Genomic DNA, 24,903 nt, shown 5'->3' with positions numbered 1-24,903 from the left:
ATCTTATGTTTAAGAATCAGATTTGTCCCCTTCTGTAAAAAGTCCTTGTGAGTGCCTAAGGATAAGGGGCATTTGGGTAATCATAAAGAGGACTGTTAGGGGCATAACACCAAATACTTTAAAGCTGGTCCAAAAATTATCGCTAAAATTGCGCCAAACGGCTTCATTCAAAAGAGCAAGAAAAACGAAAAAGAATGCCCAACGATAGGTAAGTTTTTGCCATCCTAAATCATCAAGTTTTAAAGTAGAGTCAAACGCATACCGTAAAAGTGGTTTTTTAAAACACATACCACCAAAGAGGATGAGCGCAAATAAGCTATTAATAATTGTTGGTTTCATTTTTATGAAAGTATCATTGTGAAGCCAAAGAGTTAAAAATCCAAAGACCAGAACAAATATTCCTGAAATAAGAGGCATTATGGGAATTTTTCGTGCAAGAATCCATGATAAGCTTAGAGCAACAATGATAGCCACCATGAAAATAGCTGTTGCAGGGAAAATAGGCTTACTAAAATTTTTAAAAAGCTCGATATTATTTAACAACCATTCGCCCTTATAATTGGCCAGAAAAAAGACGACTAATGGCCCCATTTCCAAAAGAAATTTTATGGTTGGTGAAAAATCAGATTTTTGATTGCCATTGATATTTTTCAAATTTGGGTTGTTATAAGAATTAGGTCCAAAAGAAGATTTTTTCATGCGTATTTTCCTGTGATGGTTGTAGCAAAATCAGAAGCAGAAAAAGGTTGAAGATCCTCAATATTTTCTCCTATACCGATAAAATGAACAGGTAATTTATATTTTGCTGCGATGGCAACAAGAATTCCTCCTCGTGCGGTACCGTCGAGCTTTGTCATAACTAAACCATTAACGCCGGCAATATCGCGGAAAATATCCACCTGATTGAGCGCATTTTGCCCAGTGGTTGCATCAAGCGTTTGAAGAATTGTGTGTGGTGCTTGAGGATCATGTTTTCCTAAAACACGAATAATTTTTGCCAATTCATCCATCAGTTCAGTTCTATTTTGTAAGCGCCCAGCTGTATCAATGATTAATACATCACTGTTTGCTTTTTTTGCTTTTTCATAAGCATCAAATGCTAAGCTGGCGGCATCTGCACCTAGTTTTGTTGAAACAACGGGTGCTCCTGTGCGTTTACCCCAAATATGCAATTGTTCAATGGCTGCAGCGCGAAACGTATCACCAGCAGCCAGCATAACCTTTAGTCCTCCTGCGGTTAGCTTAGCTGCAAGTTTTCCAATAGTTGTCGTTTTTCCTGTTCCATTTACACCGACAAGCAAAATAACATGAGGTCTATGGTTAAGATCAAGTTCTAGTGGAAGCGCAACAGGTTCTAACACTTTTTTGATTTCGTTAGCCACGATAATATGAATATCATCTGGAGATAGATTTTTTTCGTAACGACTGGAGGCTAAGGTATCGGTGATGCGTGTAGCTGTTTCCACACCAAGATCAGCTTGAATAAGAATATCTTCTAGCTCTTGCAACGTATTTCCATCAAGCTTTCCTTTAACAAATAGGTCGCTTATGGATTCACTTAAGCGCTGTGAGGAAAGAGCTAATCCTTTTTTTAGACGTCCAAACCACGCTGTCTTTTTTTGTTCCACAGAAGGTACGGGAAAAAGATCTTCAGTTTGTTTTTTACTGATTGTATTCGTGACAATTACTTTGCCAGAATGTGATTCAAAAGGTTGTGTCTTTTCACCGTAGTTTTCAGATGTTGTATTTTGGCTTTCTGTTTGTTCTTCTTTTTCAACATCTATAGGGGAGCAATCGTTTTTTATAATTTCACTTTTTGATTTATTTTTTTCTACTCTATCGGTTTCATCATGAGGTGAAATTTGTTGCAATTCCGGCTCTTTAGCCTTATTAAAAGAGAGCATTTTTTTGATAAAAGATTTTGTCATAAGGATTTCCTGCTCAAGCTGCGTTCAATTTTTGGAGAGTAGCAATCAATTTATCGCCATCTTGATCAACGATAAGAGCTTGAACAATTGTTCCAGCTTTGGCGCCTTTAATTTTTGCAAGAGTATAATCTTCCGTTCGTCCGATTTCATCTTTTTCAACAAGAATTGTTTGCTGACTATTTTGTAAGAGAGCAAGATGTTTTTGATAAGCTTCCTCCCCCGCTTTACGCAACCTTTCTGCACGCATCTTGACCACGCTACGATTGATTTGCGGCATTCGTGCGGCAGGTGTTCCTTCTCTTGGACTAAAAGGAAAGACATGGAGGTGTGTTAAATTACAGTCATTGATGAGAGCGAGACTATTTTGGAACATCTCTTCTGTTTCAGTGGGAAAACCAGCAATTAAATCAGCACCATAAACCATTGTAGGACGTTTGGCACGCAAATCTTGGCAAAATTGAATTGCATGTTCACGTAAGTGTCGCCGTTTCATTCGCTTTAGAATCATATTATCACCTGCTTGCAAAGATAAATGCAAATGGGGCATGATTCTTTTTTCATAGGCTAAAAGATTTATGAGTTCTTCATCCGCTTCAATGGAATCAATTGATGAAAGACGTAATCGAGGTAGGTCAGGAATGTGATGCAAAATGACAGAAGTTAATTTTCCTAAAGTAGCCTTTCCAGGGAGATCGTGGCCATAACTTGTAAGATCAACACCGGTTAGAACAACTTCTTGAATACCATTGCCTATCAGTTGTTTAATTTGTTCAACGACAGCACCCATGGGAACTGAGCGTGATGGACCGCGACCATAAGGAATAATGCAAAATGTACAGCGATGATCACATCCATTTTGTACCTGTACAAAGGCACGGGTACGCTCTTCCATTGCGCTTACCATATGTGGAGCAATTTTTTGCACCTCCATGATGTCATTGATACGCAATTTTTCAGAATGGTTGATGCCAAAATCAGGAAGTTGACGGTAAGAATGCGCATGAAGTTTTTCTTCATTCCCCAAAACGAGATCTACCTCTGTCATTGAGGCAAAATTTTGCCCTTCTGTTTGTGCGGCACACCCTGTGACAATAATGCGCGCGTGAGGATTTTCACGTCTTGCTTTGCGGATAGCTTGTTTTGCTTGTCGCACAGCTTCAGCAGTGACAGCGCAGGTATTAAAGATAATAGCACCATCTTTAAGCTGATTTAGCCCCGAAGAAGCACTTTCTTTGCGTATGATTTCTGTTTCGTAACTATTTAGTCGACAACCAAAAGTTACAATTTCTATAGCCATCAAAAGTGATCCTTTTTATAGTTCCCCGTTAAAGGGTTTAAAAAACCACTAAACTCATATTTAACTGGACCTGTCATAATAATATGATCGTCTTCTCGATAAAAAATATTCAGTATCCCTCCTGCTAAGTTCACATCAATATGGCGTTGTGTGAGGCCACGTCGATAGGCAGCCACTGCACTTGCACAGGCAGCACTGCCGCATGCTTGCGTTAATCCAGCGCCTCGCTCCCATGTGCGTAAATTTAGGCTTTTCTTTGACGTGACATAAGCAATGGAAATGTTGCATCGTTCCGGAAAAAGGGGATCATGTTCAAGCTTTGGTCCATACTTTTCTAATGGAATATGTTGAATATCACTTTCAACAAAAAAAATAGCGTGGAGATTGCCAACGGATACAAGGCAAGCATCCTTTAGGGGACCAGCGGTAAGTTCTACATGATTGGTGTCCACTATTTCACGTGAAACAGGCATCTCTTTTGCATTGAAACTTGGGCATCCCATGTCAACAGAGATGAGTTCGTTTGTTTTACGGTTCCCTTCAATAATTCCAGCGGGTGTCTCCAATCGAAAGGTTTCGCCAAGATTGTGGTCTGTTAACCAAGCAATGACGCAACGGGTTCCGTTACCACAAGCTTTAGCCATTGATCCGTCGGCATTCCATATTTCGATGCGGAAATCAGTTTCATTTTTGCTAGATGGATGGATAGCCATAATTTGATCAAAATGTGTTTGGGGATCTACTGCTAAGGCAAGAATTGCTTGTGTTGTAAGCGCACATGTGCTGTCACGCATATCAGCAACAATGATTTGATTTCCAAGACCGTTCATTTTACTGAATGGTGTTTTCATAAAACTTCTCTATTTTTAGTGATTGCCCACAAAAGATATATGACTGAAAATCTTATAAATTTCCAGTGTTTAATGAATATAAAATTGAGTGAAAAATTATTTTATCAATCAAAATAGATAAATTTCACTGTTTTTTTTGATTTGTTAATTTATCTTTATAAAATGCTATATAACAAACGTTCATCCATTTCTTTGAGTAAGCTTATTATATTGTCGTGGGAAAGAGTATTGATATGTCATTTTCAAAAATTTCGTTTTTCGTTGCACTATTAACTGCAACACTTTTAAGCGGATGTTTAACATCACGATTTGATAGTAATGATAGTGGCAACACATTAGAAGTTTTTTATCCACTTCAACAAATACAAACAGAAGTAATGTCTGATGTATCGTCTTCTCATTCATTGGCATCTGAGGTAGCAGACGCTTCAATGTATGAGAAAGGGGATTCCCAGAGTGATGGACGAATGGCTAGTCTCGAATTACCAAGCAATGCCATTGATTTGTTTCCTGCAAGTATTGCTGGGGTGTGGAATCTTTCTGTGGGCGGTAAAGTTTGTCGAATTGCAACACCACAAACGAAATTTGGTCAAGGGTTTCGAGCTGGTCCTTTACACTGTCCAGGAATTGTTTCTCAGGTGAATTCGTGGGCTGTTAAAGGAAAAAGATTATATTTCTATAATAGGGCAGGACGCGTTATCATTGCTCTTTATTCTTCCAATGTTGATCGCTTTGAGGGACGTACACTTGATGATCATCCGGTTGTTTTAAGCCGTTAGAACGTTTTTAATCGTTTATGAAAAAATAAGGGATATGTGCGCAGGTTTGTGAAGGAAACTTGTATTTTTCATTGAGAACGGATTGGAAAAAGGCTGTTTGGATGATTTTAGTGTCAACGCGCTATAAGGAGCTGGTATACAAAGGAGAAATCAGTTTTGATCCAGCTCAATTGGCCTTAACAGAGCAGTTTGATCATTTATTACAATATATTATAGAACAAAATGTTTCTCGTCCTTGGTTATTTTGGCATTTTTTCAAGAGAAAAAAGCAAACTTTTTCTCGTGTTTCAAGACAAGGTGATAATCCTTTTCAGGGACTGTATATTTATGGTGATGTAGGACGAGGCAAAACCATGCTGATGGATTTGTTCTTTTCTTGTTTGCCGCAGAAATGTAAAAAGCGTGCTCATTTTAACGATTTTATGGCTGATGTACATGAGCGCATTAATGTTTACCGTCAATCATCAAAAGATGCAAAAGCTGGGCCAAATAATCCTATTTTAGCCGTTGTTGAAGATCTTGCACGAGAAGCGCAGATACTTTGTTTTGATGAATTTAGTGTAACAGATATTGCTGATGCTATGGTATTGGGGCGCCTTATCTCTGCTTTGTTTGATAAAGGAGTTTTCTTTGTTGCGACTTCAAATGTTGCTCCCGATAATCTTTATTATAACGGTTTAAACCGAGAGCTCTTTTTGCCATTTATCCAAGTTTTGAAAGCACATGTGCGTGTTATTAATCTTGATGCAAAAACAGATTATCGCCTTGAAAAATCAAATCTACAACAGGTGTATGTGTCGCCGTTGGGGGTGCAAGCAAATGAATATATGGATCAAGCATGGGCGCTGGTGCTGCAAGGACACAAGGAAACATCTGATGAACTTTCAATAAAAGGGCGTCTTGTTCATATCCCGCGCTCTGGAGCAGGTTGCGCCCGCTTTGATTATCAAGATTTGTGTGCAAAGCCTTTGGCGGCGGTTGAGTATTTAGCCTTGGGGGAGCGTTATCATACAATTTTTGTTGATAATGTGCCGGTGATGGATGATGCGTGTCGCAATGAAACCAAGCGGTTTATTTTACTTATTGATGTCCTCTATGAACGACACATAAGATTATTTATGTCAGCGGCAGCAGGGTTTGAGGGGTTATATAAAGGGCGTGCGCAGACGACAGAAACATTTGAGTTTCAGAGAACACAATCGCGTCTTTTTGAAATGCAAAGCCAAGATTATTTAAAAATTTGGGCAGAACGTTTTCTTTTGAAAGGGGAAAATTGATCATAACTTTACTTTTACGTAAACAGTAAAAACAATAACTCTTTGAATTCAAAAGAAGTGTAATAATTCTGTTGTATTTTTTTAAAATTCACTTTATCGATACAGAGTGGTAATTTTCTCATAGCTGTTTCCTTGGAGGATTTTTGCTTTTATGAGGAGAGAAATTTAGTGAATTTCATATTTTTCTCCTTTTGATGATAGTGTTGAAAATTGGGCTGAGGTCAAAGAAAATATTCAGTATACTGGCGCTGATAAATGCGCGCCGAGTTATCTAACGTTAGGAAGAAATAAAATGGCACGAAAGAAAATAGCTCTTATTGGTTCAGGTATGATTGGGGGGACTTTAGCACATATAATTGGGCTTAAAGAACTTGGTGACGTTGTCTTATTTGATATTGCAGAAGGTGTACCACAAGGTAAGGCTTTAGATATAGCCGAATCTTCACCTGTTGAAGGTTTTGATATCGGTCTAAAAGGTGCTAATGCTTATGAGGCGATTGAAGGTGCTGATGTTGTTATTGTAACAGCAGGTGTTGCGCGAAAACCCGGTATGAGCCGTGATGAACTTTTGGATATTAATTTAAAGGTTATGGAACAAGTTGGAGCTGGGATCAAAAAATACGCTTCTTCAGCATTTGTTATTTGTATTACCAATCCCCTTGATGCGATGGTGTGGGCATTGCAGAAATTTTCAGGTCTCCCTACACATAAAGTGGTTGGTATGGCTGGAGTTCTTGATTCAGCACGGTTTCGTCATTTCTTATCTGAGGAATTTAAGGTCTCTGTTAAAGATGTGACAGCGTTTGTTTTAGGAGGGCACGGTGATTCAATGGTTCCTCTCACGCGTTATTCAACAGTTGGTGGTATTTCTTTGCCTGATCTTGTAAAGATGGGCTGGACAACACAGGAAAGAATTGATCAAATTATCCAGCGTACTCGAGATGGAGGTGCAGAAATTATTAGTTTGTTAAAAACAGGATCTGCTTTTTATGCACCAGCTACTTCGGCAGTTTCTATGGCTGAAGCCTATTTGAAGGACACTAAGCGTGTTGTTCCTGTCGCGGCCTATCTTTCAGGGGAATATGGGGTTGAGGATACCTATGTTGGTGTTCCCGTCGTGCTTGGTGCGGGCGGTGTTGAACGAGTCATTGAAATTGATCTTGATAAAGAGGAAAGAGCTGCTTTTGAGAAATCAGTGAATGCGGTGCAGAAACTTTGTGAAGCTTGTATCGCACTTGTGCCTAACCTCAAATGAATAGGGCAAGGTTCTGTTCATTACAATAGAGTATTTAAAATTTAGGACTTGAGAATTAATAAAGTAATCCGTAAAAGAAAAGGACAAATGCATGAATATCCATGAATATCAGGCCAAACGTCTGCTTCATGAATATGGGGCACCAATTGCAAATGGTGTTGCTGTTTATTCTGTGGAGCAAGCTGAAAAATGGGCAAAAAAATTGCCTGGACCACTCTATGTGGTTAAAAGCCAGATTCACGCTGGTGGTCGTGGTAAGGGTAAGTTTAAAGAACTTGGTCCTGATTCAAAGGGTGGTGTTCGTCTTGCAAAATCAGTTGAAGAAGTTGTTGCAAATGTCCAAGAAATGCTTGGTAAAACTTTGGTAACCAAACAAACGGGTCCAGAGGGTAAGCAGGTCAATCGTCTCTACATTGAAGATGGTGCTGATATCGAACGGGAGCTTTATCTTTCACTTTTGGTTGATCGTAGTGTTGGTCGGGTCGCATTCGTTGTTTCAATGGAAGGGGGAATGGATATTGAAACCGTTGCTGAAGAGACACCAGAGAAAATATTAACCCTTCCCATTGATCCTGCGCAAGGGGTTACCTCTGCCGATTGTACAAGGCTTTGTGATGCATTGGAGTTGCACGATAGTGCGCGGGAAGATGGTGAAAAGCTTTTCCCAATTCTCTATAAAGCGTTTTGTGAAAAAGATATGAGTCTTCTGGAAATCAATCCACTTATTGTGATGAAAGATGGTCGTTTGCGTGTTCTTGATGCAAAGGTTTCTTTTGATAATAATGCTTTGTTCCGTCATCCAGATATTTTGGAGTTGCGCGATCTTTCAGAAGAGGATCCAAAAGAAATTGAAGCATCAAAGCATGATCTTGCTTATGTTGCTCTTGAGGGTACGATTGGTTGCATGGTCAATGGTGCGGGTCTCGCTATGGCAACAATGGATATTATCAAACTCTATGGAGCTGAGCCTGCAAATTTTCTTGATGTTGGTGGTGGTGCTTCAAAAGAGAAGGTAACGGCTGCTTTTAAAATTATCACTGCTGATCCGAATGTTAAAGGCATTTTGGTTAATATTTTTGGTGGCATCATGCGTTGCGATATCATTGCTGAAGGTGTTGTCGCTGCTGTTAGGGAAGTTGGTTTAAAAGTTCCTTTGGTTGTTCGTCTTGAAGGTACGAATGTTGAGCAAGGTAAAGCAATTATCAATGAGAGTGGTTTGAATGTTATTTCTGCTGATGATTTAGATGATGCTGCTCAGAAAATCATTGCAGCAGTGAAGGGAGCTTAAGCCATGTCAATTCTTATTCATCAAGATACAAAAGTTCTGGTTCAAGGACTTACAGGGAAAACAGGAACCTTTCATACAGAGCAGGCATTGGCTTATCATGGTACGAAAATGGTTGGTGGTATTCATCCCAAAAAAGGGGGTGAGGTATGGGAAGGATCAAAAGGCGAATCTCTTCCTATTTTTTCCAATGTTGCTGAGGCAAAAGAAAAGACAGGGGCAGATGCTTCTGTTATTTATGTTCCTCCTGCAGGAGCTGCAGATGCTATTATAGAAGCTATTGAAGCAGAAATCGGTTTAATTGTCTGTATTACAGAAGGTATACCGGTAATGGATATGGTTAGGGTTAAGGATAAATTAGAGCGGTCAAAATCGCGCTTAATTGGTCCTAATTGTCCTGGTATTCTTACTCCCCATGAATGTAAGATCGGTATTATGCCCGGTTCTATTTTTAGAAAAGGATCTGTTGGGGTTGTTTCTCGGTCAGGAACTTTAACTTATGAAGCTGTGTTTCAAACGAGTCAAGAAGGTTTGGGGCAGACAACCGCTATTGGTATTGGTGGTGATCCTGTTAAGGGTACTGAATTTGTTGATGTGTTGGAAATGTTTTTGGCTGATGATGAAACCGAGTCTATTGTTATGATTGGTGAAATTGGTGGCTCTGCTGAGGAAGAAGCAGCACAATTTCTTAAAGATGAAGCAAAAAGAGGACGCAAAAAGCCGATGGCTGGTTTTATTGCTGGTCGTACAGCTCCTCCAGGGCGTACAATGGGTCATGCCGGTGCTGTTATCTCTGGTGGTAAAGGTGGGGCAGAAGATAAAATCGCTGCAATGGAATCGGCAGGGATACGTGTTTCTCCTTCACCATCCCAGATAGGTAAAACCTTGATGTCTGTTTTGAAGGGATAAGAGAAGACTTTGTCTGGATAAGGAGCTATCCTTATTCAGATTTAGGTGAAACATTTTGAGTATAAAAATAAAAACTTTTTTGCAATTTTCTGGTCTTTATTTGCTTTCTAAGCGCTTAAGGGTCGAGAGGATATATAAGGAGACGGAATAGATGTTCCGGAGAAGTATATGGCAAGGCAGGACGAGATAAATAGTCTTTTTGCACAAACGTCATTTCTATATGGTGGAAATGCGGATTATATAGATCAGCTTTATGCCGAATATGAAAAAGATCCTACCAGTGTAGATTCACAGTGGCGTGCTTTTTTTGAAACCCTTAAAGACAACAAAGAAGATGTTCTTAAAAATGCTAAAGGCGCAACGTGGCAACGTGAGCACTGGCCATTAAAAGCAAATGGAGAATTGGTTTCTGCTCTCGATGGAGATTGGCCTGTTCTTGAAAAACACCTTGGTGATAAGATAAAAGAAAAAATAGCCGCCCAAGCTGTGCAAGAGGGAAAAGTTTCTAGCGAACAAGATATTATTCAAGCAACACGTGATTCTGTTCATGCGCTCATGATGATTCGTGCTTTTCGAGCACGTGGGCACCTTCGTGCACGGCTTGATCCTCTTCAATTGGCAGAAAAGCAGGAAGATTACAAAGAACTCTCTCCGGAAGCTTACGGTTTTACTTCTGCTGATTATGATCGTCCCATTTTTATTGATAATGTTTTAGGGCTGGAATACGCGACTATTTCCCAGATGCTTGAAATTCTCAATCGTACCTATTGTTCAACAATTGGTGTAGAGTATATGCATATTTCTGATCCTGCTCAAAAGGCATGGCTTCAAGAGCGTATTGAAGGACCAGATAATCGAATTTCTTTCACAAAGGAAAGCAAGAAAGCTATCCTTAATAAGCTTATTGAGGCGGAGGGGTTTGAACAGTTTTTAGATACAAAATATAAAGGGACAAAGCGTTTTGGCATTGATGGTGGTGAAGCACTAATTCCTGCTCTTGAGCAGATTATGAGATGTGGTAGTGTTTTGGGAGTACAGGAAGTTGTTTTAGGAATGGCTCATCGTGGGCGTTTAAATGTTCTTTCACAAGTTCTGGCTAAGCCACATCGGGCTATTTTTCATGAATTCAAAGGAGGTTCTTATAAGCCTGATGATGTAGAGGGATCCGGTGATGTAAAATATCATTTGGGCACTTCAGCAGATCTTGAATTTTATGGTAAAAAGCTCCATTTATCGCTTTTAGCTAATCCATCTCACCTTGAGATTGTTGATCCGGTTGTTATTGGGAAGGCGCGTGCTAAACAGGATCAACTTGTAGGACCTACACGCACTGATTTTATTTCATTAAGCGAGCGCTCAAAAGTTTTACCCTTGCTTATTCACGGTGATGCTGCTTTTGCAGGACAAGGTGTTATTCAAGAAACTTTTGGTCTTTCTGGTCTAAAAGGTTACCGTGTTGCGGGCTCACTTCATGTCATTATCAATAATCAGATTGGATTTACAACGGATCCACGCTTTTCGCGCTCTTCGCCTTATCCATCTGATGTAGCAAAAATGATCGATGCGCCAATTTTTCATGTGAATGGTGATGATCCTGAAGCTGTTGTTTTTGTTGCAAAAGTAGCAACAGAGTTTCGCCAGATTTTCCATAAACCAGTGGTCATTGATATGTTCTGTTATCGCCGTTATGGACATAATGAAGGCGATGAGCCTTCTTTTACACAGCCACTTATGTATAAGGCTATCCGTAATCACAAAACGACTCTTCAGCTTTATGGTGACCAGTTGGTAGCAGAAGGGGTGATTTCTTTAGAAGAGATTGAGCAGCAAAAAAAAATATGGCGTGATAAGCTTGAAGCTGAGTTTGAAGCAAGTGCTTCTTATAAACCTAATAAGGCTGATTGGCTTGATGGAAGCTGGACAGGTCTTAAAGTTGCCAGTAACGCCGATGAACAACGTTCTGGAACCACAGGTGTTGAGCTAAAAACTTTAAAGGAAATTGGTCAAAAGCTTGTTGAAATTCCATCAGATTTCCATGTTCATAAAACCATTCAGCGTTTTTTGAACAACCGTGCTAAAATGTTTGAAACCGGTGAAGGAATTGATTGGGCAACAGCTGAAGCTTTAGCTTTTGGTTCACTCTGTTTAGAAGGATCTCCAATTCGCCTTTCTGGTGAAGATGTTGAACGCGGGACTTTTTCGCAACGTCATTCGGTTCTTTATGATCAAGAGAATGAATCTCGTTATATCCCTTTGAATCATTTGCAGAAGGGGCAGGCGCTCTATGAAGTTGTCAATTCTATGCTTTCTGAAGAAGCAGTTCTTGGTTTTGAATATGGATATTCGCTTGCTGAACCACGTGGTTTAACACTTTGGGAAGCGCAATTTGGTGATTTCTCCAATGGTGCACAAGTCATTTTTGACCAATTTATTTCTTCTGCGGAGCGTAAGTGGCTTCGTATGTCTGGTCTTGTGTGCTTGTTACCCCATGGTTTTGAGGGGCAAGGACCGGAGCATTCTTCAGCACGTATAGAACGGTTCCTTCAACTTTGTGCGGAAGATAATATGCAGGTTGCTAATTGTACAACACCTGCAAATTATTTTCATATTTTGCGTCGACAAATTAAACGTGATTTTCGTAAGCCATTAATTTTGATGACACCAAAATCTCTTTTGCGTCATAAGCGGGCCGTTTCTTTCCTGAATGAAATGGGACCAGAGGCACGTTTTCACCGTTTATTGCTTGATGACGCGGAATATCTCAAAAATTCTCTGATTAAATTGCAAAAAGATAACAAAATTCGCCGCATTATTCTTTGTACAGGCAAAGTTTATTATGATCTTTATGAAGAGCGTGAAAAGAGGGGAATTGATGATGTTTATTTATTGCGTGTTGAGCAGCTTTATCCTTTTCCTGCAAAAGCTTTGGTAGATGTTTTGTCTCGCTTCTTACAGGCAGAGGTTATTTGGTGCCAAGAAGAGCCAAAAAATATGGGGGCTTGGTCGTTTATTGAACCTTATTTGGAATGGGTTTTGACTCATATTAGCGCCCAATATTCACGTGCACGCTATGCTGGGCGTCCTGCGAGTGCATCACCGGCCACTGGGTTGATGGTGAAACACCTTGAACAACTTTCCGCGTTTCTTGAAGATGCGTTAGGTGCTTAATTTAATTACTCTGATGTATGGAAGAATATTATGACTACTGAAATCCGTGTTCCTACTTTGGGCGAATCAGTTACCGAAGCAACAGTTGGCAAATGGTTTAAAAAGCTTGGTGAAGCTGTGGCTGTAGATGAACCTTTGGTTGAATTAGAAACTGATAAGGTAACAGTTGAAGTGCCTTCGCCTGTTTCGGGAAAATTATCTGAAGTTATTGCAAAGGAAGGCGATACGGTTGAACTGAATGCTCTGTTAGGTTTAGTTGAAGCCGGAGCAGCTGGTGTTTCTCAATCATTTTCACCTTCTGCTACATCTATTCCGGAAGCTCCATCTGAATTGGGGCAGTCTCCTTCAAGCAGTACAATGCCTCCTTCTCCTTCAGCTGCAAAATTGATGACTGAAAACGATATTGCGAAAAGCGATATTTCAGGTTCTGGAAAACGTGGACAAATTCTTAAAGAAGATGTTCTTGATGTTGTAGCACAAGGAACAAAAGCATCCTCTCCTGCTTCTCCTGCATCCAGCTCTTCGACTCCTTCCGTTCAGGATACGCGTGAGGAGCGGGTTCGTATGACGAAATTGCGCCAAACAATTGCGCGCCGTCTTAAAGATGCACAGAATACAGCGGCAATGTTAACCACATTTAATGAGGTTGATATGTCTGCGGTGATGGATTTGCGCAAGCGTTATAAGGATCTTTTTGAAAAAAAGCATGGTGTTAAACTTGGTTTTATGGGATTTTTTACCAAGGCTGTTTGTCATGCTTTAAAAGAACTTCCTGCTGTTAATGCAGAAATTGATGGAACAGATATTGTTTATAAAAACTATGTCAATGCTGGAATTGCTGTTGGAACTGATAAAGGGCTTGTTGTTCCGGTGGTTCGTGATGCAGATCAGATGTCGCTTGCAGAAATTGAAAAGGAAATTGGCCGTTTGGGTCGTCTCGCTCGTGATGGGAAATTAGCTGTTTCTGATATGCTAGGCGGAACTTTTACCATTACCAATGGGGGGGTTTATGGATCGTTAATGTCAACACCGATTTTGAATGCACCACAGTCTGGTATCTTGGGAATGCACGCGATTAAAGAACGAGCAGTGGTTGTTGGAGGACAAATTGTGATTCGTCCTATGATGTATTTGGCACTTTCTTACGATCACCGTATTGTCGATGGGCAAGAAGCTGTGACTTTCCTTGTACGTGTTAAGGAGAGTTTGGAAGATCCGGAACGTCTTGTTCTTGACTTGTAAAAGTGCAGTTTTCAGGATGAAAGGAAAAACAGATGTCTTATGATGTGGTGGTGATCGGGGCTGGTCCAGGAGGATATGTAGCAGCAATCAAAGCAGCGCAATTGGGGTTAAAAACAGCGATTATTGAAAAGCGTACGACACTAGGTGGTACGTGTCTCAATGTTGGCTGTATTCCTTCTAAAGCGTTATTACATGCGTCAGAAGTGTTTGCTGAAACGCAACATGGTTTTGAAACGCTTGGTATTTCTATTGCAAAGTCTAAGCTTAATCTTGATCAAATGATGGCGCATAAGAAAGCTGTTGTCACAGCAAATACCAGTGGTGTTTCTTTTTTGATGAAAAAGAATAAAGTCGATACTTTTTTTGGTACAGCTGAGGTTTTAGGTGCTGGTCATGTGGAAGTTATTGCCAGAGATGGTAACAAACAAACGATTGCAACAAAGAATATTATTATTGCGACGGGTTCAGAAAGTTCTGGCATTCCAGGTGTGAATGTTGAAATTGATGAAAAAACAATTGTCTCTTCTACCGGAGCACTTGCCCTTGAAAAAGTGCCAACGCGCATGATTGTGGTTGGCGCTGGTGTTATTGGTTCAGAGCTTGGCTCGGTTTGGAGCCGCTTAGGTGCTAAAGTTACCATTATTGAATATCTTAATAAAGTTTTGGGCTCAATGGATGGTGAAATTTCACGGCAATTTCAGAAATTAATGGAAAAACAGGGGATAGAATATAAGACGGGTGCAAAAGTAACCGCTATTACGCAATCAGGTTCAACTGCTCAGGTGACTTTTGAAGCCGTCAAAGGTGGTGCAGCTGAAACTTTAGAGGCTGATGTTGTGCTCATTGCTACTGGACGTTCTCCATACACAGAGGGTCTTGGTTTAGGGGAGGCTGGTATTCAGTTGGATGAACGTGGTTTTATTGCGATTGATGCGCATTGGCAGACGAATATTCCAGGAATTTATGCAATTGGTGATGTCGTTAAAGGACCAATGTTAGCGCATAAAGCAGAAGAAGAAGGTGTTGCTGTAGCTGAAATTTTGGCGGGTCAAAAAGGACATGTTAATTTTGATGTCATTCCTAGCGTTGTTTATACACAGCCGGAAATTGCTAGTGTAGGCAAAACAGAAGAAGAACTGAAAGCTGCCGGCATTGATTATAACGTTGGTAAATTTCCTTTCATGGCCAATGGTCGTGCACGTGCGATGCAAAAAAGTGATGGGTTTGTTAAAATTCTTGCTGATAAAAAGACAGATCGGGTTTTGGGCGGTCATATTCTTGGGTTTGGTGCTGGTGAAATGATTCATGAAATTGCAGTTTTGATGGAATTTGGTGGTTCATCAGAAGATCTGGGGCGTTGTTGTCATGCGCATCCTACTTTATCAGAAGCAGTGCGGGAAGCAGCTCTAGCCACATTTGCTAAACCGCTTCATATTTAATATCTGGATGTGCTTTTTAGTGCATTACGATACTTCTTGAAGAAGTGTAAGGGACCTTTTTTGTAAATTTATGTGTTTTATATTAAAAAAACCGCCCTTTAAAAGAGCGGTTTTTCTTTATCTGTCATTGATATAGAGAGAATAAGTTTAAAACTGTAATTTTTTCTCTTCTTGTTGTTCTCTTATATAAGTAGGAAGCCCCATATGATCGAGATATTTTAGGAAGGGCTGTGGTGGTAATTCTTCTACATTAACCATGGTTTTAACATCCCATGGACCGGTGGCAATGAGAAGGGCTGCAGCAGCAGCTGGTACACCGGCTGTATAAGAAATACCTTGTGCACCGGTTTCGTTAAAAGCTTGTTTGTGATCGGCTATATTATAGATAAAAATTTCTCTCGGGTTTCCATCTTTTTCGCCTTTAATAAGGTCTCCAATACAGGTTTTTCCTGTATAGTCAGGTGCTAAAGAAGCTGGATCGGGTAAGACGGCCTTCACGACTTTCAAGGGCACGACTTCTTGACCTTCTGCCGTTTTAATCGGTTGTTCGGATAAGAGTCCAAGGTTTTTTAGAACCGTAAAAACAGTAATATAACGTTCACCAAATCCCATCCAGAAACGGACATTCTTCACATCGAGATTTTTCGATAATGAATGAATTTCATCATGTCCTGTCATATAGGCTTTTTGTTTTCCAACAACAGGGAGATCCCATTCATGGCTGATTTCAAACATTTTATTGGAAACCCATTTTTTATTTTGCCAAGACCATACCTGTCCTGTAAATTCTCGAAAGTTAATTTCTGGATCAAAATTTGTGGCAAACCAACGTCCATGCTTTCCGGCGTTAATATCAATAATATCAATATCAGTTATTGTATCAAAATAATTATCGCGTGCTAATGCTGCATAAGCATTCACAACACCGGGGTCAAATCCTGCTCCTAAAATAGCGGTTATACCAGCTTTTTCACATTCTTGACGTCGGGGCCATTCATAATTGCCATACCAAGGAGGTGTTTCACAAATTTTCAACGGGTCTTCATGAATCGCTGTATCGATATAAGCACATTTGGTTTCGATACAAGCTGAAAGAACGGACATATTGAGAAAAGCAGAGCCAACATTGATAACAATTTCACATTTGGTTTTTTGGATGAGTTGTACAGTTTCTTCCACATTCATTGCATTAAGTGTATGGCTTTTGAGAATGCCTTCTACTTTCATTGTTTCTTTGTCTTTAATGGATGCAATGATGGCTTCACATTTTTTGAGTGTCCGTGAAGCAATATGAATCTCACCGAGAATATCATTGTTTTGAGCGCATTTATGCGCAACAACTTGTGCAACACCTCCGGCACCAATAATGAGAACATTTTTCTTCATTTCGAGGCTATCTCCTTATTAATATTGTCGCATTATGTTTTTGTCGTAGTCATTTGGTTAAGAAAGGCTCTTTTGATAATCATTATAGCTAAATTGACGCTGAATCGTTAAGGTCCCATCATATTCTTTGATGACAATGGCAGGCATTGCAACGCCATTAAACCAATTCTTCTTAACCATTGTATAACCCGCGGTATCTTGAAAAGATAGCCTATCACCTATTTTAAGAGGTTCAGGAAACCGAAATGTTCCAAAAATATCACCAGCAAGACAGGATTTTCCGCAGACCATAATTTCATGGGGACCTTGATTGGGTTCTAATTTGGCATTTTCACGATAAATGAGAAGATCAAGCATATGTGCTTCAATGGAGCTATCAACGATGGCGAGTTTTTTTTCATTATATAATGTGTCAAGAACACTTACTTCCAGTGTGGTGCTTTTGGTAATAGCAGCTTCTCCTGGTTCTAGAAAAATGGTGACACCATAGGTTTTTGAAAAATGTTTTAAGCGTTTTGCAAAAGTTTCTAGAGGATAATTTTCAGCGGTAAAATGAATACCACCGCCAAGGCTTATCCAGTCAACCGCAGCGAAAAGTTCTGCAAATTTTTCTTCCATGTGATTCAGCATTTGGTTAAAAAGATTAAAATCAGCATTTTCGCAATTGTTGTGGATCATCAAGCCATTTATGAGGGGTAGAACTTCTTTTATAGCGTTTTGATTGGTTTCACCTAAGCGGCTAAAAGGGCGGGAGGGGTTGGCAAGATCAAAATTGGATGCGCTGATTCCTGGATTTAACCTCAAGCCCCGTTGGATGGTCTTTGTAACGTTAGTAAAACGTTGAAGCTGTTGAATGGAATTAAAGATGATTTTATCTGCATAGCCACAGACTTCATCAATTTCATGATCTGCCCAAGCAACTGAATAAGCATGGGTTTCTTTGCCAAATTTTTCTCTTCCTAAACGCAATTCATACAAAGATGATGAGGTTGTTCCATCCATATACTCAGACATTAAATCAAAAAGACTCCATGTGGCAAAGCATTTCAAAGCAAGTAAAATTTTAGCTCCGGACATTTCTCGTAAGTGTTTGATGGTTTCCATATTCCTTATGAGTTTAGATTTATCGATAAGATAATAGGGAGTTTTAATCATTGTTTATCCATTCTTTTTTGAAGGATCTTATTCTTGAGATCAACGTTTAGTACATGGAGTAGCAGAATGTCTCAAGCGAAAAAGAATCATCAAAGAGAATCTGTTTTCGTTTTGTGATGGAGACATCATCTGTAATCCAATTTTGGTCCAGTTGTTGTGAGATTTGTATTATGCCTATGATAAAGAGTTTGTATTATGCTTTGATTATTACGTTTATCGGAAGTGTTTTGATAATAATAACCAATATCACTGGTTCTGCGCAAAAAAAGAGTACTGAAGTTAAGGAATTTCACCAATCTTCTGTTGAAGAGGAGGTCCCTTTGGTTATTACAGGACGAAAAGAACTTAATGGTTTCAAAGGTTATCGTCATTATCGGCGTGGTTATCGTAAATACAGTGATAATTGGTGGTATCCTGAAGTGGCATTCGTTTCATTTTCACGTTTAGACACAAAACATGTGCCATTAAAAGCAATGTCAGCTTCTTTACAGAAAAAAGAGCCATGGATGCTTAAACAACATATAGATTCTTGTCGTGCGCGTTATCGTTCTTACAATAAAAATGATAATAGTTATCAGCCTTTTCATGGATCTCGTAAACAGTGTCTTTCTCGCTTTTTTAAAGGATAGAAAATGTTAAAGGTGAAAAATCTCTATCGAGCCTTATTGTACCTGTTGCCTTTACTTAAAATAAAAAGGGAATTTGTATGATATGTAGTTTTCTGCATACAACTGTTGTTTTTTGAAAAATTTAAATGTTTTTAAGTTTTATTAAATCTTATTATCGTAATTCCGAGATGAGGGGGATAACAATGCAATTTTTATTTTGTCGATGACAAAATGTTAAGAACAGGATGGAGTTTAAAGAATGACAACACGGGAAGCAATGTTGGTATTGCTCGTTTTGCTTCCCTTTGGTGGAAGTGCTATCATTGGCTTTTTTCGTTCGACAGCAAAAAATAATGAAGCGTGGTTTGCTGGGATTGTTGCACTTTTCTGTCTTATTTTTACAATAATGCTTTATCCGGAAGTTCGCGGAAACCACGTAGTGCGTTTAGATATTTCTTGGCTTCCAGAATGGGGGAGCGATTTGATTCTCCGTATAGATGGTTTGTCGTGGCTTTTTTGCTTGCTCATTACAGGAATTGGGCTGCTTGTTGTCATTTATTCACGTTATTACATGGATCCAGCAGATTCTGTACCGCGTTTTTTTTCCTTTTTTTTGGCCTTTATGGGATCAATGACAGGAATAGTCTTATCAGGCAATCTCGTCTTTTTGGTTATTTTTTGGGAACTCACCAGTATTTTTTCTTTTTTGTTGATCGGCTATTGGTACCATAATGCAAGTGCGCGTGAGGGTGCGCGTATGGCTCTAACAATCACAGGTTTTGGCGGTTTTGCCCTTTTTATTGGGGTTTTATTGATTGGGTATATTGTTGGCAGTTTTGATTTGGATAAGGTATTGCAGTCTGGGGATATGATTCGGTCAAGTTCTCTTTATAGTCCTGTCCTTATTTGTATTTTATTGGGGGGATTAACAAAAAGTGCGCAGTTTCCCTTTCATTTTTGGCTGCCCAATGCGATGGCTGCTCCAACCCCCGTATCGGCTTATTTGCATTCAGCAACAATGGTAAAAGCGGGATTGTTTTTACTTGTTCGTTTATGGCCTGTGCTTTCTGGGACAGAATCTTGGTTTTGGCTGGTTGGCTTTTCAGGACTCTCGACATTGCTTCTTGGTGCCTATTTTTCCATGTTTCAGCAAGACTTGAAGGGGCTGCTTGCTTACTCGACTATTAGTCATCTTGGATTGATTACCACGCTTTTAAGCCTTGGTAGTCCACTTGCTTGTGTTGCAGCGATCTTCCATATGGCTAATCATGCTACTTTTAAAGCTTCTTTATTTATGGCTGCTGGTATTATTGATCACGAGACGGGAACACGTGATATGCGTAAATTGTCAGGGCTTTATCGTTCTATGCCTATTACAGCAACTCTCGCTTTAGTTGCAAGCGCAGCGATGGCCGGAGTTCCTTTGTTGAATGGTTTTTTATCGAAAGAGATGTTTTTTGCTGAAGCTGTTGAAACGCATATGGAATCATGGCTCGATTGGATTGCACCTTATGTAGCAACGCTGGCTAGTCTGTTTAGTGTAACCTATTCTATACGCTTTATTCATGGCGTTTTTTTGGGACCAAAACCTGTCAATTTACCCAAAACTCCCCATGAACCACCGCATTTCATGCGTTTACCAATGGAGCTTTTGGTGTTTATTTGTTTAGCAGTTGGTATTTTTCCTAATTTAACAATAGGACCTATTTTAGATAATGCGGTCGTGTCTGTTTTAGGACCAATGACAATCCCTTATAGTTTAGCTGTTTGGCATGGGTTTAATACTCCATTAGTGATGAGTTTTGTTGCGTTATTAGGAGGCGGATTGCTCTACGCTGTCGGGCACCGTTATTTTTTATCCTGTGATGATGGAGCGCCTTTTTTTCGTCACTTGAATGGACCGCGTATTTTTGAACGCATTCTCGTGATTATTTCTTGGAAATGGGCGCGTGCGGTGGAATCTATTTTGTCAACACGCCGTTTGCAGATACAGTTGCACTGGATTTTTTGGGTGTGTTTTGTATTTGTTGGTCTTTTGCTTTGGTGCGATGGTTTTATTTCAGCGGGGGCGTTACCGCTTTTTCCAGTGGATATTCCTTTTTTCGCTCTTTGGTTAGTTGGCGGATTATGTGCGCTTTTAGTTGCTTGGCAAGCAAAGTTTCATCGTCTTGCATCACTCATGTTATCGGGGGGAGCTGGTTTGGTGACTTGTGCAACCTTTTTATGGCTTTCTGCTCCTGATTTAGCAATAACACAATTAGTTGTTGAGGTTGTTACAGTCGTCTTATTATTGCTTGGTTTACGGTGGTTGCCTAAACGCTTGCATAATCCTACTCCAACGCCTGTTCGTTTTTTCGTGCGCTTGCGTCGTATCCGTGATTTCATCATAGCTCTTGTGGGAGGTGCTGGTGTAGCATGGCTCTCTTTTGCAGTGATGACACGTCCTCAAGGTACGACGATTTCTGATTTTTTTCTCACCAAGGCTTACTCTGATGCTGGTGGTCGCAATGTTGTGAATGTGTTGTTGGTTGATTTCCGTGGTTTTGATACTATGGGAGAAATTGTCGTTTTGGGTGTTGTATCACTCACTGTTTTTGCCCTTTTACGACGGTTTCGTCCTGCCCCTGAAAGTATTGATGCACCTTTTCAGCAACGTGTCCAGAAAGCCTTTGATATGGCACAGCCTAATCGAAATGTGGGGGATACAGTGTTGAATTATTTAGCTGTTCCTGCTGTTATTATGGGTTGGCTCTTTCCGATTATTATCGCTTTTGCTATTTATTTATTCATGCGAGGGCATGATCTGCCAGGAGGTGGATTTGTCGGTGGTATTACTTTGGCGATAGGATTTATTTTACAATATCTTGCACGCGATATTCGGTGGGTGGAAACGCATTTGAGAGTTTTACCTTTGCGTTGGATGGGCTTTGGCTTATTGTTGTCAGTCGTAACAGGGATGGGCTCTTGGTTTTTTGGATATCCTTTTTTAACATCCTTTTTTCGATATATTCATTTTCCGTTAATTGGAAAAGTTCCCATGGCATCTGCTTTTTTGTTTGATTTTGGTGTGCTTTCTCTTGTGTTAGGAGCAACTGTTCTCATTTTAATTGCACTTGCACACCAGTCAATTCGGAGTTACCGAATCGGTAAGAAACCTGTTTTGAAAGAGAAGGAAAATTAATGGAAATTGTTCTTTCTTTAGGTATTGGTATTCTTGTTGGATCAGGAATTTGGCTTATTTTACGTCCACGAACTTTTCAGATTATTCTTGGTTTGTCTCTACTCTCTTATGGTGTTAATCTTTTTATGTTTTCTATGAGTAGACCGCGTAGCAATGCTGCACCGATTGTTGATCCTTCTACTGTTATTAATCCAGCTAATTATGTCGACCCTCTCCCTCAAGCTTTGGTTTTAACTGCGATTGTTATTGGTTTTGCAACGACAGCTTTATTTTTAGTTATTCTCTTGGTTTCACGCGGTTTAACGGGTTCAGATCACGTTGATGGACGTGAGGTGCAGTGATGGAAGTAGGGGTGCACCATCTCCTTATTTTGCCTATCCTTTTGCCGTTAATCACTGGAGCTGTTCTACTTTTCTATGATGAACGGCGTTCAAAACTTAAATCATTGATTAGTCTTTTTTCGGCGGGATTGTCGGTCGTTATGGCTGTTTTATTAATTATACGTACTCTTGAAATAGCGCCGGCTTGTGATGTTTATCGGCTTGGCAATTGGCCTTCTCCCTTCGGAATTGTTTTGGTCCTTGATCGTTTAAGCGCTATGATGCTTTTACTTTCAAGCTTGTTGGTGACTAGCGTACTGGTTTTTGCGCGGGCTCATTGGTACAAAGCTGGTTCTCATTTTCAGTCACTGATGCAATTTTTTATGGTGGGGATAAATGGCGCTTTTTTGACCGGTGATTTATTTAATTTATTTGTATTTTTTGAAGTGATGTTAACGGCTTCCTATGGGCTTGCTTTGCATGGTTCTGGTCAGACACGCGTGCGCGCAGGGTTGCATTATGTCGTGGTTAATCTTGTTGCTTCATTACTTTTTTTAGTTGGTACAGCACTCATTTATGGAGTTGCTGGTACTCTTAATATGGCTGATTTGGCTGTTAAAATAAAATACATATTGCCTACAGATATTGTTTTGTTTGAAATAGGTGTTGCACTTCTCGGTATTGCTTTTTTGCTTAAGGCTGGTATGTGGCCGCTTAATTTTTGGTTGGTGCCAACTTACAGCGCGGCAGTAGCGCCCGTTGGAGCTTCTTTTGCGCTTTTGAGCAAGGTGGGTATTTATATTATTTTACGTTTAACGCTGCTGTGGTTTGGTCCTGAAAGTGAATATTTTAACCATTTTGGTCATACGGTTTTGTTTTATGGTGGGCTTGCCACTTTGATTTTTGGTTTTATTGGGATATTGGCGAGTCAAGTTTTGGTGCGTTTGGCAGCTTATAGTGTTCTTGTCTCTTCTGGTACATTGTTGGCAGCAATAGGGATTGGCAATGCAGCACTGACAGCAGGTGCACTTTTTTATATTGTTTCTTCAACTTTAGCACTGGGAGCTTTTTTTCTTTTGGTAGAGTTGGTTGAACGCTGTCAAGATGTGGCTGCTAATGTTCTGGCTGTCACAATGGAGGTTTATGGTGACGATGAAGAGGAGGAAGAAGATGAAGTTGGCACATATCTCCCTGTAACCTTGGCAATTCTTGGGGCTTGTTTTGGTATCTGTGCCATTTTGATTATTGGATTGCCACCTTTTTCTGGTTTTGTTGCTAAACTTATGATGTTCATGGCAGTTTTAAACCATAGTAGAGAGGATTTTTTTGCTTCTCTTCCGGTTTATCATGATTGGCTTTTTGTGGTTTTTGTCACCCTCTCAGGTTTTGCAGCTTTGATTGCACTGACACGGACGGGGATTCGAACTTTTTGGGTTTCTCTTGAAGGTCGCGTTCCCCGTGTGCAGGTGATAGAATTTGCGCCTATTGCTGTTCTTCTTGCCTTGTGTTTTCTTATAACAATTGTAGCCGGTCCTGTTAGTCATTATATGTCTGAAACTGCTAAGACTTTGTATGAACCTCAGAATTATATTGGGAGCGTTTTAACGGATTTTTCTCTCGAAAAGAGGGAGATGAATAAATGAGTCGTTTTTGTCCTTCTCCTTTTTTCAGTGGTGTCATTGTCCTTATGTGGCTTATTTTAAATGGTTTTAGTTTAGGGCAATTGCTTTTAGCCATTATAACCGCTTTGTTTTGTGGTTGGATGATACGGCTCCTTGAGCCGGAGAAGGTTGCTATTAAAAGCTGGAGTGCGGTTTTTCGTCTTATTTTTCGAGTCTTAATAGATTCTATATCCTCAAATATCTCGGTGGCTTGGTTTGTTTTAACAAAAAGGTCTCGAAAACAGCGATCTGGCTTTATTGTAGTGCCTCTTCTGCTTCATAATCGCACTGCTTTGGCTATTTTAGCGTGCATCCTTTCAGCAACTCCTGGAACGGCTTGGGTTGCCTATAATAGTAAAAAGGGTGAGCTTTTGCTCCATGTCTTAAATTTAAAAAATGGATATGATTATCAACGATTGATAAAACAACGGTATGAGCAGTTACTTTTGGAGATTTTCTTATGAGTATGGTGATCCTTTATTGGGGGCTTTTCTTTTCACAGTTTTTTTTAAGTTTGGCGGTGATCTTCGCATTGTTTCGGTTGATTCGTGGTCCACGGGCACAGGATAGAATTGTTGGTTTGGATGCTCTTTATATAACCACTGTTCTTTTGTTTCTTACATTCGATATCCGTTCAGGAACGACCATTTATTTTGTTGCTGCCCTCATTATTGGGTTGTTGGGGTCTGTCTCAAGCATCGCTTTAGCGAAGTTTCTTATGCGGGGAGAGATTATTGAATGAAAGATGACGTATCGCTTGTGGTGGCTATTGCTATCACGGTTTTCTTAATATTAGGGTCTGGATTGACACTGATCGCAACGATAGGTTTGGTGCGTTTTTCCAGTTTTTATGAGCGTTTGCATATGCTTTCAGTATGTACGAGTTGGGGCGTTGGTAGCATTCTTATTTCTTCATTTCTCTATTCAATATTTGTGGACCATTATTTTGTTTTTCATGAAGTGTTGCTGATGTTTTTTTTATTTTTAACAGCACCGGTAGCTTCTATGTTGCTCTCACATACAGCAGCTTATCGACATCATTCAGAAGAACAGTCAGAAAAACCGCTGGCTCTTTTATTACACCAGACGGAGGAAAAGTTACCCACGTCAGAAGGAACATCAAACGATGAGAGCCAGCGCGGTTTTTGAAATGTAAGAACCT

Annotated in this window: 21 protein-coding genes; 15 read left to right on the top strand and 6 right to left on the bottom strand. The window is 39.9% G+C overall.

The genetic code is table 11. From position 1 onward, the window contains the following. Positions 1–9: 9 nt before the first annotated feature. The 4 genes from ACKC4Y_RS08530 to dapF are packed head-to-tail and all read right to left on the bottom strand — an operon-like array spanning position 10 to position 4,076. A complete protein-coding gene (locus ACKC4Y_RS08530; RefSeq protein WP_409361302.1) occupies positions 10–699 on the bottom strand; it encodes a septation protein A in 690 nt (229 codons plus the stop codon). Then, positions 696–1,928, bottom strand: a complete 1,233-nt coding sequence (gene ftsY / locus ACKC4Y_RS08525) for a signal recognition particle-docking protein FtsY (protein WP_409361301.1) — start codon at positions 1,926–1,928, stop codon at positions 696–698. The genes ACKC4Y_RS08530 and ftsY overlap by 4 nt, the downstream gene beginning before the upstream one ends. A gap of 13 nt (positions 1,929–1,941) precedes the next feature. Further along, a complete protein-coding gene (gene mtaB, locus ACKC4Y_RS08520) occupies positions 1,942–3,225 on the bottom strand; it encodes a tRNA (N(6)-L-threonylcarbamoyladenosine(37)-C(2))-methylthiotransferase MtaB (RefSeq protein WP_409361300.1) in 1,284 nt (427 codons plus the stop codon). Continuing rightward, the gene (gene dapF, locus ACKC4Y_RS08515; protein WP_409361299.1) at positions 3,225–4,076 is read right to left on the bottom strand and encodes a diaminopimelate epimerase; all 852 of its coding nucleotides are present in this window, start codon (positions 4,074–4,076) and stop codon (positions 3,225–3,227) included. The genes mtaB and dapF overlap by 1 nt, the downstream gene beginning before the upstream one ends. Positions 4,077–4,309: 233 nt before the next feature. Here dapF and ACKC4Y_RS08510 point away from each other — a divergent pair, with 233 nt between their 5' ends. The 8 genes from ACKC4Y_RS08510 (at position 4,310) to lpdA (ending at position 15,430) form a co-directional block, all read left to right on the top strand. Next, positions 4,310–4,855 (top strand): AprI/Inh family metalloprotease inhibitor, encoded by a 546-nt coding sequence (locus tag ACKC4Y_RS08510; RefSeq protein ID WP_409361298.1) that lies wholly within the window; start codon positions 4,310–4,312, stop codon positions 4,853–4,855. A 101-nt stretch (positions 4,856–4,956) separates the two neighbouring features. Continuing rightward, positions 4,957–6,132, top strand: a complete 1,176-nt coding sequence (zapE, locus tag ACKC4Y_RS08505) for a cell division protein ZapE (RefSeq protein ID WP_409361297.1) — start codon at positions 4,957–4,959, stop codon at positions 6,130–6,132. Between the two features lie 292 nt (positions 6,133–6,424). Beyond that, positions 6,425–7,387, top strand: coding sequence for a malate dehydrogenase (gene mdh / locus ACKC4Y_RS08500; RefSeq protein WP_409361296.1), 963 nt, complete (start codon positions 6,425–6,427; stop codon positions 7,385–7,387). A 91-nt stretch (positions 7,388–7,478) separates the two neighbouring features. Next, complete coding sequence (gene sucC, locus ACKC4Y_RS08495) at positions 7,479–8,675, top strand: ADP-forming succinate--CoA ligase subunit beta (RefSeq protein ID WP_409361295.1); 1,197 nt, start codon at positions 7,479–7,481, stop codon at positions 8,673–8,675. A 3-nt stretch (positions 8,676–8,678) separates the two neighbouring features. Further along, positions 8,679–9,581, top strand: a complete 903-nt coding sequence (sucD, locus tag ACKC4Y_RS08490; protein ID WP_409361294.1) for a succinate--CoA ligase subunit alpha — start codon at positions 8,679–8,681, stop codon at positions 9,579–9,581. Positions 9,582–9,749: 168 nt separating this feature from the next. Then, positions 9,750–12,749 (top strand): 2-oxoglutarate dehydrogenase E1 component, encoded by a 3,000-nt coding sequence (locus tag ACKC4Y_RS08485; RefSeq protein ID WP_409361293.1) that lies wholly within the window; start codon positions 9,750–9,752, stop codon positions 12,747–12,749. A gap of 30 nt (positions 12,750–12,779) precedes the next feature. Next, the gene (odhB, locus tag ACKC4Y_RS08480) at positions 12,780–13,991 is read left to right on the top strand and encodes a 2-oxoglutarate dehydrogenase complex dihydrolipoyllysine-residue succinyltransferase (protein ID WP_409361292.1); all 1,212 of its coding nucleotides are present in this window, start codon (positions 12,780–12,782) and stop codon (positions 13,989–13,991) included. A 32-nt stretch (positions 13,992–14,023) separates the two neighbouring features. Continuing rightward, a complete protein-coding gene (gene lpdA, locus ACKC4Y_RS08475; RefSeq protein ID WP_409361291.1) occupies positions 14,024–15,430 on the top strand; it encodes a dihydrolipoyl dehydrogenase in 1,407 nt (468 codons plus the stop codon). A 147-nt stretch (positions 15,431–15,577) separates the two neighbouring features. Here lpdA and ACKC4Y_RS08470 read toward each other — a convergent pair whose 3' ends face one another. Both ACKC4Y_RS08470 and ACKC4Y_RS08465 read right to left on the bottom strand, forming a co-directional pair. Further along, positions 15,578–16,816 (bottom strand): saccharopine dehydrogenase family protein, encoded by a 1,239-nt coding sequence (locus ACKC4Y_RS08470; RefSeq protein WP_409361290.1) that lies wholly within the window; start codon positions 16,814–16,816, stop codon positions 15,578–15,580. Positions 16,817–16,873: 57 nt separating this feature from the next. Beyond that, the gene (locus tag ACKC4Y_RS08465; RefSeq protein ID WP_409361289.1) at positions 16,874–17,971 is read right to left on the bottom strand and encodes a carboxynorspermidine decarboxylase; all 1,098 of its coding nucleotides are present in this window, start codon (positions 17,969–17,971) and stop codon (positions 16,874–16,876) included. Positions 17,972–18,141: 170 nt separating this feature from the next. On the opposite strand from ACKC4Y_RS08465, the gene ACKC4Y_RS08460 reads away from it, so the two are divergent. From ACKC4Y_RS08460 to mnhG, 7 genes are all read left to right on the top strand, one after another. Continuing rightward, complete coding sequence (locus tag ACKC4Y_RS08460; protein WP_409361288.1) at positions 18,142–18,600, top strand: BA14K family protein; 459 nt, start codon at positions 18,142–18,144, stop codon at positions 18,598–18,600. A 238-nt stretch (positions 18,601–18,838) separates the two neighbouring features. Then, positions 18,839–21,760 (top strand): monovalent cation/H+ antiporter subunit A, encoded by a 2,922-nt coding sequence (locus ACKC4Y_RS08455; RefSeq protein ID WP_409361287.1) that lies wholly within the window; start codon positions 18,839–18,841, stop codon positions 21,758–21,760. Continuing rightward, positions 21,760–22,101: a Na+/H+ antiporter subunit C gene (locus ACKC4Y_RS08450; RefSeq protein WP_409361286.1), complete on the top strand. Its 342-nt coding sequence runs from the start codon at positions 21,760–21,762 to the stop codon at positions 22,099–22,101. The genes ACKC4Y_RS08455 and ACKC4Y_RS08450 overlap by 1 nt, the downstream gene beginning before the upstream one ends. Next, positions 22,101–23,723 carry a monovalent cation/H+ antiporter subunit D gene (locus ACKC4Y_RS08445; RefSeq protein WP_409362179.1) on the top strand — a complete coding sequence of 541 codons (1,623 nt, stop codon included), beginning with the start codon at positions 22,101–22,103 and terminating at the stop codon, positions 23,721–23,723. The genes ACKC4Y_RS08450 and ACKC4Y_RS08445 overlap by 1 nt, the downstream gene beginning before the upstream one ends. Beyond that, a complete protein-coding gene (locus ACKC4Y_RS08440; protein WP_409361285.1) occupies positions 23,720–24,205 on the top strand; it encodes a Na+/H+ antiporter subunit E in 486 nt (161 codons plus the stop codon). Before ACKC4Y_RS08445 ends, ACKC4Y_RS08440 begins: the two co-directional genes overlap by 4 nt. Continuing rightward, on the top strand, positions 24,202–24,483 hold the full coding sequence (locus ACKC4Y_RS08435) for a K+/H+ antiporter subunit F (RefSeq protein ID WP_273787568.1): 282 nt from the start codon (positions 24,202–24,204) through the stop codon (positions 24,481–24,483). Before ACKC4Y_RS08440 ends, ACKC4Y_RS08435 begins: the two co-directional genes overlap by 4 nt. Next, complete coding sequence (mnhG, locus tag ACKC4Y_RS08430) at positions 24,480–24,890, top strand: monovalent cation/H(+) antiporter subunit G (RefSeq protein WP_409361284.1); 411 nt, start codon at positions 24,480–24,482, stop codon at positions 24,888–24,890. The genes ACKC4Y_RS08435 and mnhG overlap by 4 nt, the downstream gene beginning before the upstream one ends. Positions 24,891–24,903: the final 13 nt, after the last annotated feature.

The organism is Bartonella heixiaziensis (assembly GCF_046245125.2).
GTDB lineage: Bacteria > Pseudomonadota > Alphaproteobacteria > Rhizobiales > Rhizobiaceae > Bartonella > Bartonella heixiaziensis.
This window is presented reverse-complemented; position numbering and strand designations above follow the sequence as displayed.